Below are 15,651 nucleotides of genomic sequence, written 5' to 3' on the forward strand. Positions count from 1 at the left end.
AAGGGGCACAGATATGGTCTCTCCCGATCTCGCCGGACAGTTCGGCAGCATTGAAAACTTGGTTGCGCTCACCTCCGGCCAGTACACGGCCGGTTCGCTGATCCTAATGGTCAGCTATGGCGCGCATTTCGCCTTCATCCTGTTCTTCCTCGCGATGGCATGGCAATTGGCGCCGCGCTATCGCATCGTTCCGATCATGTCGGCAGTGGTCATGGCGTCTGCCGGGCTCAGCCTGATGCGCGAATTCAGCCTGTGGCAGGAAAGCTACGAGCTGGTCGGCAATCTTTACCAGCCGCTCGCCGAGAATACGAGCTTCACCAATGCCTTCCGCTACGGCAACTGGACCATCACGGTTCCGATCCTGCTGACGCAGCTTGCCATCGCCTTCGGCCTGCCGCGCCCCGAATTGCACAAACGTGCGGCCCGGATGATCATTCCCGGCGTGCTGATGATCTGGACCGGCCTTTATGGCCAGTTCGGCGAAACCGGTGACTGGAGCCGTCTCAACCTGTGGGGCGTCATCTCGACCGTGTTCTTCGTGTGGCTTATCGTGGAAGTGCGCGGCGTGATCACGCGCGGCGTGCAGACTAGCCCGGCGCAATTGCAGACGTGGCCGAAGAACATCTGGTGGTATTTCCTTGCCACCTGGGGCCTCTATCCTATCGCCTACGCCCTGCCGCAGCTGGGCTTCACCGGCGACGTGGTGGTGGTGCGCCAGCTGCTGTTCTCGATCGCGGACATCTCGTCCAAGCTGATCTACGGCATCATCCTCAGCCGCTATGTCCTGCGTCGCAGCGCGCTGGAAGGCTATGTGCCCGCCGCGGAAGCGCTGGAGACCTCTCCGCTCGGGTCGAGCGTGGCGTCGAGCCGCGGCGACTGACCGGCTTGCGGCGCGTCCGCACGGCCAAACCAAAGGGGCCCTGGCATGATGCCGGGGCCCTTTTGTCGTGGGTGGCAGTGACGCTGGGCGTCGTCGCGCAGATCGCAGGCGATGGCTGGGCGGTGCTGGCGGGGCTCGTATTCTTCGTGATGGGCCTGGCCCACGGCGCGGGGGATGAGAACGAAGGCGGGATCGCGCGCATCAAGCTGGTTCACGGCGCCGCCTATCTGGTGACGGGGGCGGCCGTCGCTGCGCTGTTCCTGTTCGCGCCGCTCGCCGGGCTCGCACTGTTCCTCGCTCTGTCGGCGTGGCATTTCGCCCGGAGCGACTGCGCGTTCGACCCGCTCACCCGCTACGCCATTGCGGGTCTAGCCGTGGGCGGCAGCGCGCTGTTCCGTCCCGGCGAGACAGCCGAGGTCTTCGCCGTGATCGTCGGCGGCGAAGTGCCTGCGCTGGTCATCCGCGTGCTTGCCCTGCTCGGCGTGGCGGGAACGGGCGCTGCGGCATGGGCGCTCGTGAAAGGTCTGCGCGGTTTCGGCCATGCCGTCATCGCGCTGGCCGCCACGGTCCTGTTCAATCCGGTGCTCGCGGTCGGCCTGATCTTCCTGACTGCGCATGCGATACCGGTTCAGCAGCGCCAGATCGCGAATTACGGACGCAGCACGGTCTGGCGCGCGGTCGCGCTGCCGACGCTCATCGCGACACTGGGCGCGCTTGGGATCGCCGCGCTGGTCTGGACCGGCCATCTGGCGCTGCCGATCGCGATCGCGCTCGCCTTCGGCATGGCGACCCCGCATATGCTTACGGAGCGGTTGGAGCGTTAGATCTTGCCCAGATCGCCCTTGCCGATCGTCCCGCTCGCCATTTCCAGCATCTTGTCGAGGCTCTGCTTCGCCTTGAGGCGCAGGCCTTCTTCGATCTCGATGCGCGGTTCCAGATCGCGCAGGCAGGTGTAGAGTTTTTCCAGCGTGTTGAGCGCCATGTAGGGGCAGATATTGCAGGAGCAGTTACCGTCCGCGCCCGGCGCGCCGATGAAGGTCTTGTCCGGCAGCGCCTTTTCCATCTGGTGGATGATGTGCGGCTCGGTCGCGACGATCAGCGTGTCGCCTTCGAACGTGCTGGCGAATTGCAGGATGCCGCTGGTCGATCCGACATAATCGGCATGGTCGATGATCGTCGGCGGGCATTCGGGATGCGCGGCGATCGGGGCACCGGGATATTGCTGCTGCAGTTTCAGCAATTCGGTCTCGCTGAAGGCTTCGTGCACGATGCACACGCCCGGCCACAGCAGCATTTCGCGGTTGAATTTGCGGCTGAGATATCCGCCCAGATGCCGGTCCGGCCCGAAGATGATCTTCTGGTCTTCGGGGATCTGGCTGATGATCGTTTCCGCGCTGGAGCTGGTGACGATCACGTCGGAGAGCGCCTTCACCTCGGTCGAGCAATTGATGTAGGTCAGCGCGATGTGATCGGGATGCGCCTCGCGGAAAGCCTTGAACTTTTCGGGCGGGCAGCTGTCTTCCAGAGAACAGCCTGCATCCATGTCGGGCAGGACCACGATCTTTTCCGGGCTGAGGATCTTGGCGGTATCGGCCATGAACTTGACGCCGCAGAACGCGATCACATCCGCATCGGTCTCCGCCGCCTTGCGCGACAGTTCGAGGCTGTCGCCGACGAAATCGGCAAGGTCCTGGATCTGCGCGGTCTGGTAGTAATGCGCCAGGATGATCGCGTTCTTCTCCTTGCGGAGGCGGTCGATCTCGGCAAGCAGGTCGGTTCCGGTCGGCAGGCTGGTTTCGGCGGTCATGGCGTTCGGTTTCCCGTAAGGATTGATTGAGGCGCTTATAGTGGCAACGGAGCGGAGGGCGAGGGCGTTCCGCGCCTGCTGCTTTCAAGAGTTTGCGCGTTCAAGAGCTGGCGCGTTCAGGAGGCGGCATCTTCTCCTTCGAACCGGACGTCCACCGTCACATTGTCATAGCCTGCGACCTGCAAGGGAATCGTCAGGTTCTGGCGGACCGCCTGGCGTGCGGCCTGCCGGGCGAGGGCGAGGATTTCCGGATTCTTGGCAAAGGCGCTGGCCTTGCGTTCGGCCTGTTGCGAATTGTTACGGGCGAGATCCTGCGCCGCGTCGCGCGTAATGTAGGCGCCTTCGGTGAACACACGCGCGGCACCCTCGTCGATATTGGGGCGGCTGGTCTGGATTTGCGGCAGCGTCACGGTCAGCCGGTCGCCCGCCTCGTCCCAGACGAAATCGCCGCGTTCCATGCCCGACAGGTCGAGCCGGTATTCCACGCTGGCCGGAACGATCGTTGCCTGGCGGGATCGCAGTACGGGCACGCCCATCACGCCGCGCGTATCCTCGCTTTCGGCGACGACTTCGAAGCGCGAGCTGAACACGGTGAGCGAATTCTGTTTCTCGAAGGCCAGCATGGCGCTGCCCACCGGATCGCCTTCTTCCTGATAGAAGAACGCACGATAAGTCAGGAAGGCGACGGCGGCCAGCAGCGCGATCACGATCAGCCACGGCACGGCCTGAACCTTGGCGAGGTTCTGTTCGCGCCTCGTGCCGGGCAGGATATCGTTGTCGGTGCCGCGCGCGTCGCGCGTTTTCAGATCGTTCGCCATTGTTCACCAGAACGAGCGACCAGCCCGCGGCGTTCCAGATCGATGAGATGCGCGGTGACCGACATCTCCGCAGCCTTGTGCAGCTTCTCGTCCAGCCCCTTGTACATTGCGGGTACGAACTCCGCCGCGCTGCGCGGGCCTTCGCCGAGCAGGCGCAGGATCTGGTTTTCCCGCTGGCGGCGATGGCCGATCATCCCGCGCACCAATTGGCGCGGTTTTTCGACCGTATCGCCATGCGCGGGGTAATAGACCCGGTCCTCGCGCGCGTAGAGTTTTTCTAGGCTGCGCATGTAATCCCCCATATCCCCGTCGGGCGGCACCACGACGCTGGTGGACCAGCCCATGACATGATCGCCGGTAAACAGAGCGCCGGTCTCTTCCAGCGCGAAACAAAGGTGGTTGGAGACATGGCCGGGCGTGGCGATCGCCGTCAGAGTCCAGCCCGGACCGGACATCGCCTCCCCATCCGCCATCACCCGGTCGGGCGCGTAATCGCGGTCGAAGGACGCATCGGCGCGCGCCCCGGTATCGGCAAGGACCAGCGGCGCGCAGCCCATCACGGGCGCGCCGGTCCGCTCGGCGAGCATGCGGGCGGCGGGCGAATGGTCGCGATGCGTGTGCGTGCACAGAATGGCGAGCACCGTCTCCTCGCCGATCGCCGTTTCCAGCGCCTCGACATGCTCGGGAAGATCGGGGCCGGGATCGATCACCGCGCACCCTTCGCCCGCACCCACGATAAAGGATTGCGTGCCGGTATAGGTATAGGGCGATGGATTGGGAGCGAGGACGCGGCGCACCAGCGGTTCGAGCGTCATCGCTTCGCCGGTGGGCCAGGGTTTCGGGGGAAGACCAGCCATGCCCATGCCTATGGCGGCGGGGAGGGAGCGTGTCGAGCCGTCACGCCGGATCGCTCTGCGCTTGAGCAATCGTGCGCGGCGCGCCACAAGAGCTTTCATGGGAGAACATATCCTCGTCCTCGACGCGGGCACGACCTCGACGCGCGCCATTCTGTTCGCTGCCGACGGCACTCTGGTGCGCACGGCGCAGCGCGAGCTGACGCAACATTATCCGCGCCCCGGCTGGGTGGAACACGACGCAGGCGAAATCTGGGACAAGACGCTCGCCTGTGCGCGCGAGGCCATCGGCGATGACGGGGCGCGTGTGGCCGCGATCGGGATCACCAATCAGCGCGAAACCGTGGTGGCGTGGGACAGCACGAGCGGAGAGCCGCTGGCCCGCGCGATCGTGTGGCAGGATCGCCGCACGGCGGATTTCTGCGCCGCGCTGAAAGAGAGCGGGCAGGAGGCGGAGGTCCAGGCGAAAACCGGCCTGCTGCTCGATCCGTATTTCTCCGCCACCAAGATGCGCTGGATGCTCGACCATCACGATACTGTGCGCGGGGCGAGCGAGCGCGGGTGTCTTGCTTTCGGGACGGTCGAAAGCTGGCTGGTCTTCAAACTGGCAGGGGGCACCCATGTCAGCGATGCGAGCAATGCCAGCCGCACGCTTCTCCTGCCGCTCGACGAGGGGCAGTTCGATGAAGGTTTGTGCGACCTGTTCGGTGTGCCGCGAAACAGTCTGCCGCGCGTGGTCGATACGCATGGCGCGCTGGCAGAATGTTCCAGCGAATGGTTCGGGCGCACGATCCCGATCTGCGGCCTGGTCGGCGATCAGCAATCCGCGACGATCGGCCAGGCCTGCCTGGCGCCGGGAGAGACCAAGGCGACTTACGGGACGGGCGCCTTCGTTCTGACCAATAACGGCGCGGCCATCCCGCGCTCGACCCATCGCCTGCTCGGCGCGGTGCTGTGCCAGACGAACGGGAAGCGCATTTACGCAATCGAGGGCGCGGCCTTCGTTGCGGGCAGCCTGATCCAGTGGCTGCGCGATAGCCTGGGTCTTATCGCCAGCGCTGCCGAGACGGAGGAACTGGCCCGCTCCATTCCCGATAGCGGCGAAGTGGTGATCGTGCCCGCCCTAGCAGGCCTCGGCGCGCCGCACTGGTTGCCACAGGCGCGCGGCGTGATCGCGGGGCTGAGCTTTGCCAGCGGCCGCGCGCAGCTCGCCCGCGCCGCTCTGGAAGCGATGGCGCACCAGACCCACGATCTTGCCGCCGCCTTCGCCGCGGATGGTGCGCCCTGGTCCATGTTGCGCATCGACGGGGGCATGGCCGCCAATGACTGGATGGCACAGGATCTGGCGGATATGCTGGGAATTGCCGTCGAACGGCCCGATTTCGTCGAGACGACGGCGCTGGGCGCGGCGTTCTGCGCAGCGGTGGGGGCAGGCCTTTATCCAACGCTCGACGATGCGGCGCAGGCGATGCGCGGCGCAGCGCGCTGTTTTTCGCCGCGGATCGACGAAGCTGCGCGTGCCGAGCGACTGGTCCGCTGGCGCAAGGCGCTGGCGGCGGTCTAGGCCACTATCCGGCCCGATCCGCCGTCGGCATTATCCGGCGAAGGCCTGCTGCAATCGTCCCTGCATCGCGACGACCGGGCTCGCCGCATCGCGCGACGGTGCGTTCCAATCGCGATCGAGCCGTTCGACCCGCTCGTAGAGATGCACGCTCTGGCGAACGATATCCTGTGTATGCGCATCGAGCCGCCTGACCATGCCGGGAAGGGCGGGCCGTTCTTCGGGAAGCCGACCGTTCTTGCGCACCTGGGCTTCGCTCAATTCGCCATCCAGAAACGCGCGCTGGTTGAGCAGCCAGGCGAGCAGATGCATCAGGCGGGTGGTCGTGCGCAGTCCTTCGATCGAGAAGGCGACCTTGGCCGCTTCGTCGAGATCGATCGCCCCCGCACCGCTGCGCGAATCGAACGCCGCCCGCGCTTCGTCCGCCAGCACGAGCGCATCCTGATAGACATCTTCGATGATCTGGCGCCTGGCGCTCGCGGAAATCGTCATGCCTGCGAGGTAAGGGTACGATGCGGCGATTTCCACCGCTTTGACCGCAGCGTCCCCGAATTGGACGCAGGCCCATTTCGGGCCATGTCGGGAAAGGCGGCGATCAGGCGATGATGTCGGGGATCAGATGGTCTTCCACCACGGCGATCTGGTCGCGAATGCGCAGTTTGCGCTTCTTCAGGCGCGCGATCTGCAATTGGTCGATCGCTCCGCTGCGCGCGCCCGCCTCGGTCAAGGCGTGGATCGCCGCGTCGAGATCGCGGTGTTCGCTGCGCAGCCCTTCCAGCCGCTTCCTCAGCTCCTGCTCGGTCATCGCGATATCCCCATAACCGACCCGCTCGGCTCGCCGGTCAAATCGGACAGCTCGGCCATTTTTGCAATATGTGGGGTTACCAAATTAAGATCAGTGTGTTTCATTTGCATGGCGCGGCTCGCTCCGCAGGGGCGAGTCGATGCCGTAACGGCTTTTCGACCCTGAAAGGAGATTGCCCGATGCAAACATCCCATATCGATGCCCTTCGTACCAAGCATGCCGGCCTGGAAGCTAAATTGCGACAGGAACAGGCGCGGCCCGCGCCCGATGTGGCGATGGTTCAGCAATTGAAGCGTCAGAAGCTCAGGCTGAAGGAAGAAATCGCCGCCCATTGAGCGGTCGAACAGGAAAGCGCGGCGGCGGCGGGGCGGGCCCCGTCCGCCGGGACGGACGATACGCTTCCAAATCGTCATAGCGTGTTATAGCAGCATGCCATGACTGCCGCCGCCAGCGCCCGCCAGATTCTGACTCGCCTGCACGAGGTGATGGCCTCGCGCATGCACGCGCAGGGCAAGCTCGATCAGGTGGTCGAGATCATCGGCGAAAGCCTCGATAGCGAAGTCTGCTCGATCTACCTTCTGCGCGAAGGGGTGCTCGAACTCTACGCGACGCGCGGCCTCAACCCCGAAGCGGTCCATGTCACCAAGCTGGGCCTCGGCGAAGGCTTGAACGGGATCATCGCCAGCAATATCGAGACGCTGAACCTCGCCGAGGCGAAGGCGCATCCCGACTTCCTCTATCGCCCCGAAACGGGCGAGGAGAAATTTCATTCCTTCGCCGGCGTCCCGATCGTCCATCGCGAACGCGCGGTCGGCACATTGTGCGTCCAGCATGTCGATCCGCGCCGCTACGAAGATGTCGAGATCGAAGCGTTGCAGACCACCGCGATGGTCCTGTCCGAACTGATCGCCAATGCCGAGATGGTGGACGAGGAACACGCGCTGCTTCTGGGCGAGATCGAGACCGGGCCGGAAATCATCGAAGGGCTCGCGCTGGTCAAGGGGCTGGGCGCGGGACTGGCGGTGTTCCACCAGCCGCGCGTCCAGATCACGCAGGTCGTCGCCGACGATATCGAGGCCGAACGCCAGCGCGTCTATCGCGCCTTCGACAAGATGCGCGACCAGATCGACGCGATGGGCAAGGAGCCCGAATTCGGCAAGGGCGGCGAGCATGTCGAGGTGCTCGAAACCTATCGCATGTTCGCCTACGACGAAGGGTGGAGCCGTCGCATCAACGAAGCGATCGATTCCGGCCTGACGGCGGAAGCCGCGATCGAGCGCGTGCAGCAGCGCACCCGGATGCGCATGCGGGAGATCGACGATCCCCTGCTGGCTGACCGGATGCACGATCTGGAAGACCTGTCGAACCGCCTGCTGCGCATCGTTTCGGGCCAGATCGGCACGGCGGCGGGGCAGGGGCTGCGCCGCGATTCCGTGCTGGTCGCGCGCAATCTGGGCCCGGCCGAACTGCTCGAATACGATCGGCGCCGGTTGAAGGGCGTGGTGCTGGAGGAAGGCTCGCTCACCGCGCATATGGTGATCGTGGCCCGCGCGATGGGCATTCCCGTGGTCGGGCGCGCCAAGGGTCTGATGCGGCGGGTTTCGGACGGTGAGGAAATCCTCGTCGATGCCGATAACGGCGCGATCACGCTGCGCCCCTCGCCGCAGATGCGCGAAGCCTTCGACATGCGCTTCGCCAAGACGCGCGAGCGGCAGGCCGCCTATGCCGAGCTGCGCGACGTCGAACCCTTCACCCGCTGCGGCACGCGCATCACGGTCATGATGAATGCAGGCCTGCGCGACGATATGAGCGCGCTGGCGATGAGCGGGGCGGACGGCGTCGGCCTTTTCCGCACCGAATTTCAGTTCCTGGTCTCTTCAACCCTGCCCCAGCGCGACCGGCAGACGCGGCTTTACAAGGACGTGCTGGACGCGGCGGCGGGTAAGCCAGTGATCTTCCGCACCGTCGATATCGGCGGCGACAAGGCGGTGCCCTATCTCAGTTCCGACATCGCGGAGCATGACGAGAACCCGGCTCTGGGCTGGCGGGCGCTGCGGCTCGCACTGGAGCGCGAGGGATTGATGAAGTCCCAGGCCCGATCCCTGCTGGAAGCGGCGGCGGGCCGCACGCTCAACGTCATGTTCCCGATGGTGAGCGAACCGTGGGAATTCGACACGGCCAAGCTGGTCTTCGACGAGCAGCTCGACTGGCTGCGCAAGCAGAGAAAGCCGCTGCCCGAGGACATCCGCTACGGCGCGATGCTCGAAGTGCCAGCGCTCGCCGAAGTGCTCGACGAATTGCTGCCGCGCCTCAAATTCATGTCGATCGGCACCAACGACCTGACCCAGTTCCTGTTCGCCGCCGACCGCGCCAATCCGAAGCTCGCGGAGCGCTACGACTGGTTGAGCCCGGCGATCCTGCGCTTCCTGGCGCGGGTCGTGCGCGGAACGGCAGGGCACGAAATCGACCTCGCCGTGTGCGGCGAAATGGGCGGGAGGCGGCTGGAAGCGCTGGCTTTGTTGGGTATCGGCATCCGCCGCCTGTCGATCACGCCCGCTTCCGTCGGTCCGATCAAGGAACTGGTCCGCAAGGTCGATCTGGCCGAGATCACCGCCGCTATGCAGACCTGGCTGGCGAGCCCGCCGCCCGATATGCGCGCTGCCCTGCGCCACTGGGCGGCAGAGCGCGATATCGACACCGATTGACGAGCGATGAGGTCTGGCCGACGTCACTGCGCTTGACTTGCCGGCCTCCGCGCCGCTTTGGTATGCGGAACGAGGTCACACCGTCTATCGGGGACGAAATGCAGGACGAAACTCTCGCCGGATCGAACGGCGACGGACAGGATCACGGCGAATTTACGCCGGAAACGGCCAGTGCGACTGCGCCGGATACCGCAGGCGCGCAATTGCGCGCTGCGCGCGAGGCGCGCGGGCTCGACGTGTCGCAGGTCGCCGCCGAAACGCGTATTCCCCAACGCCATCTCGAAAATATCGAGGCGGGCGATTACGGCAATCTGCCGTCGCGAACCTATGCGATAGGATTTGCGCGCAGCTACGCCCGCATGCTCGATCTGGACGAGCGGGCGATCCTCGATCAGGTGCGCGCCGAACTGGCGGAGGACGAGACGCAGGGCCGGGCGGCACCCGCCAAGTTCGAACCCGGCGATCCGGCGCGCGTCCCTTCGGGCAAGCTCGCATGGCTGGGCGCGCTCGCAGCGGTCCTGCTGCTGATCGGCGGCTTCGCTTTCTATCGCACCTATTTCTCGCCCGGCCTCGGCCCGGCACCGCTTCAGGAAGAAACGCAGGTCGCGGCGGCAGAAACCGGCGCGGCTCCGGATGCGTCCGCCACCCCGGCGATCGATCCGAATGCGGAGGTCGTGTTCACGTCGGAAATGCCCGATACCTGGGTCAAATTCTACGATGCGTCGGGTGCCGAGCTGTATCAGGCGCAGATGGGCGAGGGAGAGAGCTTCACCATCCCGCGCGATGCCGAAGGGCCGCAGGTCTGGACCGGCCGGCCCTATGCCCTGGCAATTACGGTCGGCGGGCGTCCGGTGCCGAAATTGTCCGAAGAGGACGAGATCGTGCGCGACGTGCCGGTTTCCGCCGAAGCGCTGCTGACGCGCGGACAAGAGCCGGCCCCGAGCGCTTCGGCGAGCGCTTCGCCGAGCCCGGCGGGTACGCCGATCGCCGCGCAGCCGGGCGCGCAATAGGCCGCAAACGCGCAGAGCGGATGGGATAAGGCGCTTCATCCCCTCGACAGCAAAGCGCGGATACGGCACCGCTTCGTTAAGCATTTTGGCTGGAGGGATTGAGATGGCAACGATTGCGCGCATTTCGCGCTTCCTTACTGTAGGGGCGGGCGCGCTCGCGGTTCTCGCGGCGCCGGTGCCTGCCTTCGCGCAGGACAACAATGACGAAGCGCGCCTGCGCAAGCTGGAAGCCGAAGTGCGCGCGCTGCAAAGGCGCGTATTTCCGGGTTCGGAAGGCCGCTATTTCGAGCCGGAGATCACCGGCCAGCCGCGCCAGAACGCTGCGACCGTCGCAACGCCTTCGACCACCGCCGTCACCGATATCCTGGCGCGTCTCGATGCGCTGGAAAGCCAGATCCAGCGGCTGACCTCGCAATATGAGGAAGGTTCGTTCGCCGTGCGTGAGCTGACGCAACGGGTTGAAGCGCTCGAAAACCGTGGCGGCTCTTCGGCGGCGCTGCCTGCGCCTTCTTCTACCGGCGCATCGGGTTCTACGGCAACCACGCCCGCTCCGGCAGCCGCTGCGCGGCCAGATCCCGCGCGTGTGGCGGCAGTTCAGGCGATCGCCAAGCCTCAGACCGATGATGCGGGCGACGACGAATATTCCTACGGCTTCCGCCTGTGGGATGCAGGTTTCTATCCCGAAGCGCAGCAGCAATTGACGATGTTCGTCGAACGCTATCCCAACCATTCGCGTATCAGCTATGGCCGCAACCTACTCGGCCGGGCTTATCTCGACGATGGCAAGGCCAAGGAAGCCGCCCCGTGGTTCCTGCGCAATTACCAGGCCGACAAGGCTGCGGCCCGCGCCGGGGACAGCCTGCTATACCTTGCGGAAACGATGATCGCGCTCGACGATGAAAGCCGGGCCTGCATCGCGCTGGCGGAGTTCAACGAGACCTATCCGGCGCTCTCCGCCGGGCGGTTGAAGAGCCAGTACGATTCGAACCGCGCGAAAGTCACCTGTAATTGATAGCGCGCCCGACCCACGGTTGATTGAGCGCTTCGCGCGCGATCTCGCTTCTGTCTGGAGCGAGATCGAGCAGGCGGACGCGAAGCTGGGTATCGCGGTGTCAGGCGGGCCGGACAGTCTGGCGCTGCTGCTGCTGGCTCGCGCGGCGCTGCCAAGCCGGGTCGAAGCGGCGACGGTGGATCATGGCCTCCGGGCGGAAAGCGCGGAAGAGGCCGATTTCGTCGCGCGCCTGTGCGGCGATCTGGGCATCCCTCATGCCATACTGCCTGTCGCAGTCGCACCCGGCAACACGCAGGATCGGGCGCGGCAGGCGCGTTACACGGCGCTGGACAAATGGACGGCGGCGCGTGGCATGTCGGCGATCGCGACGGCGCATCATGCCGACGATCAGGCCGAAACGCTGTTGATGCGCCTCAATCGCGGCAGCGGTCTTTCGGGGCTGGCGGGGGTTCGGGCTTCCACCAAAATTCCGGGCGGCACGGTGGCGTTGGTGCGTCCGCTGCTGGGTTGGCGGCGGGCGGAATTGCGGGACATCGTTGCGGCGGCCGGGATCGATCCGGTGCAAGATTCTTCCAATGCGGATCGCCGTTTCGATCGCGTCCGCATGCGCGAGGCGTTGCGGGATTGCGACTGGATCGATGTCACCGCCCTGGCCGTAAGCGCAGCCCATATCGCCGAAGCGGAGGAAGCCTTCGACATCCTGGCAGCGCGGGAATGGGCCGAATGTGTCGAGCGGCACGAAGGCGCCCTGCGCTACCGTCCCAAGGGGCCAAGCCTGATTCGCAAGCGCGTGGTGCAGCGGATCATCGCTGAATTCGGTGGCGAGGCCGAACTGTCGCAAGTCGCGGATACCATCGCCAAACTCGAAAAGGGCGGGGCTGGCACCCTGGCCGGTGTGATGGCGCGCGCGAGGAAGGATGTCTGGACCTTCGCAGCCGAACCGCCGCGCCGGACCGGGTAGCGATCAGCTGGCGATGCTGTCGCCCACGCCGATGCGTTCGCCATTGGTGATGATCACCATGTCGCCCTTCTTGGCGATGTCGAACAGTTTCGACACGAACTGATCTGGCACGGCGATGCAACCATGGCTGGCATAACCGTTTTCGACTTCGGACCCGCCATGGATGGCGATCCCGTCCCATGTCAGGCGCAGCGTCCAGGGCATGGGTGCGTTGCCGTATTTTTCGGAGACGTTGTGGCGTTCCTTGGTCAGGATCGGGAATTTACCGGTCGGCGTCGGGTGCAGCTCGGTCCCCAGCATGGCGACAGCCGCGCCGATTTCGTAACCGTCGCGAAAGACCGACACGGTGCGCGCTTCCAGATCCACTGTCACGACCAGCTTGCCGGTTTCGGGCGCGGCATCGGTGTTCCAGTGCCATTCACCGTATTTCATCGGCCCTTCGATGGGCAGAATGCTCTTGATGACGAAAGGCTCGTTCGCGCGCCGCTCGATATCTGCGAGGGTTTTCGCGGCCAGCGCGCCATGAACGCCGACGGGCTTTTCCGAAGCGGAAGGCGCAGACGTGGCGGCGAGCGGCGCGGTCTCTTCCGCCACCGCCGGACTGTCAAGCATGGTGCTGCCGAACGCCAGCGCGCCCAGCCCTAAGGCCAGGGCAAGGGTTCCGCCGCCGATCCATTTCACCGTTGCGTTCATAGGCACCATATAGCTCTCACCCGCGCGAAAATCCAGATCGCGCGAGAATGCGGCCTATGCCGGGACAGCTGCCACCGGAGGGTTAACCGCTAAGGTTAAGACCTATCCATGCGCGCCGAACAGATTGGCGATGGCGATCCCGATCCTGAGATTGAGGGCATGCGCGCGCTCGATCGGATCGATGTAATCGCGCCCGATCTGGCTGTACCCTTCGCCTGCCCCGTCCGGATAATCGCTCGTCGCATCGAGGTCGAAATCGTCGGGTCGGGGAAAGCTGGTGGGATAGGCGCGCCGCAATTCCTTCAGCGCCTCGTCGATCCGCAGGGTGAAGACCATTTCCAGCACGTCGTTGCGGTCGACATCGTTCGCGCGGCTGAAGGGCGGGATGGCCACCGCGCGCAGGAACATGTGCTGGAGCAGAGCAAGGCGCAGCGCCTGAAGTGCGCCGATGATCCGCCGCGTATCCTCGCGATCGTCCAGCGGGTTTTCGTCGGGCAGCATGTCGAGCAGGCGATGCAGCTTAAGCCCATCGACGCGCAGGCGCGAGACGAGCCGGCGGAACACCCCGTTGCGATCGTCCTTGGTGAGGTATTCGGCCAGTATCTCGCATGCGGCGGCCAGATGCGGCTCTGTCCCGCGATAGGGGCGGCTCGCCCAATAGGCGGAATTGAACAGCTCGCCATAGGCGGCCATCGTCTTGATGCTGGCAAGCGCGTTGGACGCGCGCACGAGACGCACGATCTGGCGTCCGCGCGCGCTCGATTCGAGCAGTTCGGCCACCGCCTCGTAATTGCCCTCAGCCGCGCTGCCGATCCCGGCGAGGATGTTCACCGGATAGCCGAGTTGCTGGAGAATGGCGTTGTGCGGGATGGCGCGGATCTGGCGCAGGCTCATCTCGCGATCGCGGGACAGATCGCCCTGACGGCGCGAGACGCGGCTGCCGGTGCTGTTGAGCAGGCCGAGGCCGAATGCGGTCACGGCGCGGGCATAGGTCCGGCTTTCGAGATGTTCGCGCTGGTGGGTGCGGACCGCGCGATAGAAATCGAGGCTGAGATCGGTGCGGCGATAGAACGGATCGGCGGGCACGTCCGGATCGGTTTCCGACGGGCGGAGCTCCGCGATCCGGGTCAGCGTGGCCAGCGCGAGTTCGGGGGTTGAGAAGAACAGATAGCCGTCCCCGCCCTGGAAACTCGCTTCCGGTTCCAGCCGTATCCCGGCGCGCACGAAGCGGCGGCGCGCCCATTCGCTCAAGGGCCAGGCGAGCCGGTCTTCATACGATGACGGATGTGCCCCGCGGCCCATCCCTTCGCCGTGGGTGTTGAAGATGAGCGCGGCGGTGTCGGTCAATCCGTTCGTCGCCATCGCGTCGGCCAAGCGGCCTTGCAGGCGCTCGATCGCGAGGCTGGCGGGAACCTGGCCGACGAAGCGGCCAGCATCGGAAAAGCCGGTCTGGATGCAGATGCGGCCGCGTGCCCGCGCATACTCGCGGAAGGCGTCTTCGGCGAGCAGCGCGTCGAGGAAGCGCCCACCATGTTCGAGCGCGTTTTCGGTTTCGAACAGCGGCGAGACGTCGACCTTGTCCGCGATGCCGAACAATTTGGCGAAATAGAGCGCGGCCAGCACGGTGGCGGGCTGTTCGCATTCCGCCACCAGCATGCGGATCGGCGCGTCGGAATCGACGTGTTCGAGGATCTGCGCCATCGCCAGGAATTGGCGGATCGCCGTGCTGCTTTCGATCGCGAGCGCGCCGAAATTGCTCCTGAGCGGCTCCACCTTGGCGAGGATGTCGCGCAGCACCGCGATCGCGCCCTGGCTGGCGAGATCGAGGGTGTTGTCCGGGTCGATCCGGCGGCGGATCGCATTGTGAAGCTGGCTGGCATTCACGCGGAAATGGATCCAGCCCATGCCCAGCCCGTCCGCCCGCATGGCGGCAGCGAGCGTCTTGAGCGCGATGGCACGGTCCGTCGCGGCGTCCTCAGCCTCTTCTTCGAGCGCCTCGATAATCGGGGCGAGGCTGGTCAGCTTGTCGGGATGATCGGCGGTCAGCCGATTGGCAGCGGCGGAAAGCGCTTCGGGTTCGGTCAGGTCGCTGGCGAAATCCTCCGCACGGGCGCGAGCTTCATCGGCGGCGCGCGACAGGTGCCCGGCCAAATCGTGTCCGCCGTCGATCGCTTTCAGCGAGGCGGCGTAGCGTTCGAGGCGCTGGGCCTTTTCGGCCAGGCGGAAGCCGATCGAATGGTACCATTTGATATCGGTCCGCCCGTCCATGTCGTAGCCGACCCAACTCGCGAAGCGGAACGGCATCGGCTGGAGGGTGCGCCAATCCTCGCTCCAGCGTTCCGCCGCTTCGCCCAGCACGGTGCCGACGATCCGGTCGCGAGCATCCTGCGCGCGCGCGATGGCGCTCATCGCTTCGCTGTGTTCGTAGCCCAGCGTGATCGCCCGCCGCTCGGTCGAGGCAGCACAAGGCGCGTCGGATATGGGTGCATCGCTGCTGGCGGCCTGCGCCACCGCGTCGGTCTGTGCCGGGGGGAGCAGGAAGGTG

Annotated in this window: 15 protein-coding genes; 8 read left to right on the top strand and 7 right to left on the bottom strand. The window is 65.4% G+C overall.

Going from position 1 to position 15,651, the window contains the following annotated elements; genetic code table 11:
• Positions 1-13 precede the first annotated feature (13 nt).
• Positions 14-880 (top strand): bacteriorhodopsin, encoded by an 867-nt coding sequence (locus A3736_RS14000; protein WP_067684214.1) that lies wholly within the window; start codon positions 14-16, stop codon positions 878-880.
• 71 nt (positions 881-951) lie between these two features.
• The gene (locus tag A3736_RS14005; RefSeq protein ID WP_197465614.1) at positions 952-1,704 is read left to right on the top strand and encodes a Brp/Blh family beta-carotene 15,15'-dioxygenase; all 753 of its coding nucleotides are present in this window, start codon (positions 952-954) and stop codon (positions 1,702-1,704) included.
• Here A3736_RS14005 and nadA read toward each other — a convergent pair.
• The 3 genes from nadA to A3736_RS14020 all read right to left on the bottom strand — a co-directional run bounded on the left by nadA (position 1,701) and on the right by A3736_RS14020 (position 4,362).
• Entirely contained in the window at positions 1,701-2,687 is a 987-nt protein-coding gene (nadA, locus tag A3736_RS14010) for a quinolinate synthase NadA (protein ID WP_067684220.1), read from the bottom strand. The genes A3736_RS14005 and nadA overlap by 4 nt on opposite strands.
• Positions 2,688-2,803: 116 nt before the next feature.
• Positions 2,804-3,505 (bottom strand): DUF4230 domain-containing protein, encoded by a 702-nt coding sequence (locus A3736_RS14015; protein ID WP_067684223.1) that lies wholly within the window; start codon positions 3,503-3,505, stop codon positions 2,804-2,806.
• Positions 3,490-4,362 (bottom strand): MBL fold metallo-hydrolase, encoded by an 873-nt coding sequence (locus tag A3736_RS14020; RefSeq protein WP_067684225.1) that lies wholly within the window; start codon positions 4,360-4,362, stop codon positions 3,490-3,492. Before A3736_RS14020 ends, A3736_RS14015 begins: the two co-directional genes overlap by 16 nt.
• 97 nt (positions 4,363-4,459) lie before the next feature.
• Between A3736_RS14020 and A3736_RS14025 the strand changes: the two genes are divergently transcribed.
• The gene (locus tag A3736_RS14025; RefSeq protein ID WP_067684228.1) at positions 4,460-5,923 is read left to right on the top strand and encodes a glycerol kinase; all 1,464 of its coding nucleotides are present in this window, start codon (positions 4,460-4,462) and stop codon (positions 5,921-5,923) included.
• Positions 5,924-5,953: 30 nt separating this feature from the next.
• Here A3736_RS14025 and A3736_RS14030 read toward each other — a convergent pair whose 3' ends face one another.
• Together A3736_RS14030 and A3736_RS14035 are read right to left on the bottom strand one after the other, a co-directional pair.
• On the bottom strand, positions 5,954-6,412 hold the full coding sequence (locus A3736_RS14030; protein WP_067684231.1) for a DUF1465 family protein: 459 nt from the start codon (positions 6,410-6,412) through the stop codon (positions 5,954-5,956).
• Between the two features lie 103 nt (positions 6,413-6,515).
• The gene (locus A3736_RS14035) at positions 6,516-6,725 is read right to left on the bottom strand and encodes a YdcH family protein (RefSeq protein WP_067684234.1); all 210 of its coding nucleotides are present in this window, start codon (positions 6,723-6,725) and stop codon (positions 6,516-6,518) included.
• Positions 6,726-6,904: 179 nt separating this feature from the next.
• Between A3736_RS14035 and A3736_RS16760 the strand changes: the two genes are divergently transcribed.
• The 5 genes from A3736_RS16760 to tilS all read left to right on the top strand — a co-directional run bounded on the left by A3736_RS16760 (position 6,905) and on the right by tilS (position 12,413).
• The gene (locus A3736_RS16760; protein ID WP_082851505.1) at positions 6,905-7,060 is read left to right on the top strand and encodes a YdcH family protein; all 156 of its coding nucleotides are present in this window, start codon (positions 6,905-6,907) and stop codon (positions 7,058-7,060) included.
• A gap of 99 nt (positions 7,061-7,159) precedes the next feature.
• Positions 7,160-9,430, top strand: a complete 2,271-nt coding sequence (ptsP, locus tag A3736_RS14040; protein ID WP_067684237.1) for a phosphoenolpyruvate--protein phosphotransferase — start codon at positions 7,160-7,162, stop codon at positions 9,428-9,430.
• 98 nt (positions 9,431-9,528) lie between these two features.
• On the top strand, positions 9,529-10,440 hold the full coding sequence (locus A3736_RS14045; RefSeq protein WP_082851506.1) for a helix-turn-helix domain-containing protein: 912 nt from the start codon (positions 9,529-9,531) through the stop codon (positions 10,438-10,440).
• Positions 10,441-10,543: 103 nt separating this feature from the next.
• Complete coding sequence (locus tag A3736_RS14050) at positions 10,544-11,452, top strand: hypothetical protein (RefSeq protein ID WP_067684240.1); 909 nt, start codon at positions 10,544-10,546, stop codon at positions 11,450-11,452.
• Positions 11,453-11,471: 19 nt separating this feature from the next.
• Positions 11,472-12,413, top strand: coding sequence for a tRNA lysidine(34) synthetase TilS (tilS, locus tag A3736_RS14055; protein WP_233999396.1), 942 nt, complete (start codon positions 11,472-11,474; stop codon positions 12,411-12,413).
• 3 nt (positions 12,414-12,416) lie between these two features.
• On the opposite strand, the gene A3736_RS14060 is transcribed toward tilS, so the two are convergent.
• The gene (locus A3736_RS14060) at positions 12,417-13,106 is read right to left on the bottom strand and encodes a L,D-transpeptidase family protein (RefSeq protein ID WP_067684245.1); all 690 of its coding nucleotides are present in this window, start codon (positions 13,104-13,106) and stop codon (positions 12,417-12,419) included.
• A 102-nt stretch (positions 13,107-13,208) separates the two neighbouring features.
• The coding region (locus tag A3736_RS14065; protein WP_067684260.1) for a phosphoenolpyruvate carboxylase at positions 13,209-15,651 on the bottom strand (2,443 nt) is incomplete at its 5' end.

Source organism: Erythrobacter sp. HI0063 (genome assembly GCF_001635685.1).
Classification (GTDB): Bacteria; Pseudomonadota; Alphaproteobacteria; order Sphingomonadales; family Sphingomonadaceae; genus Qipengyuania.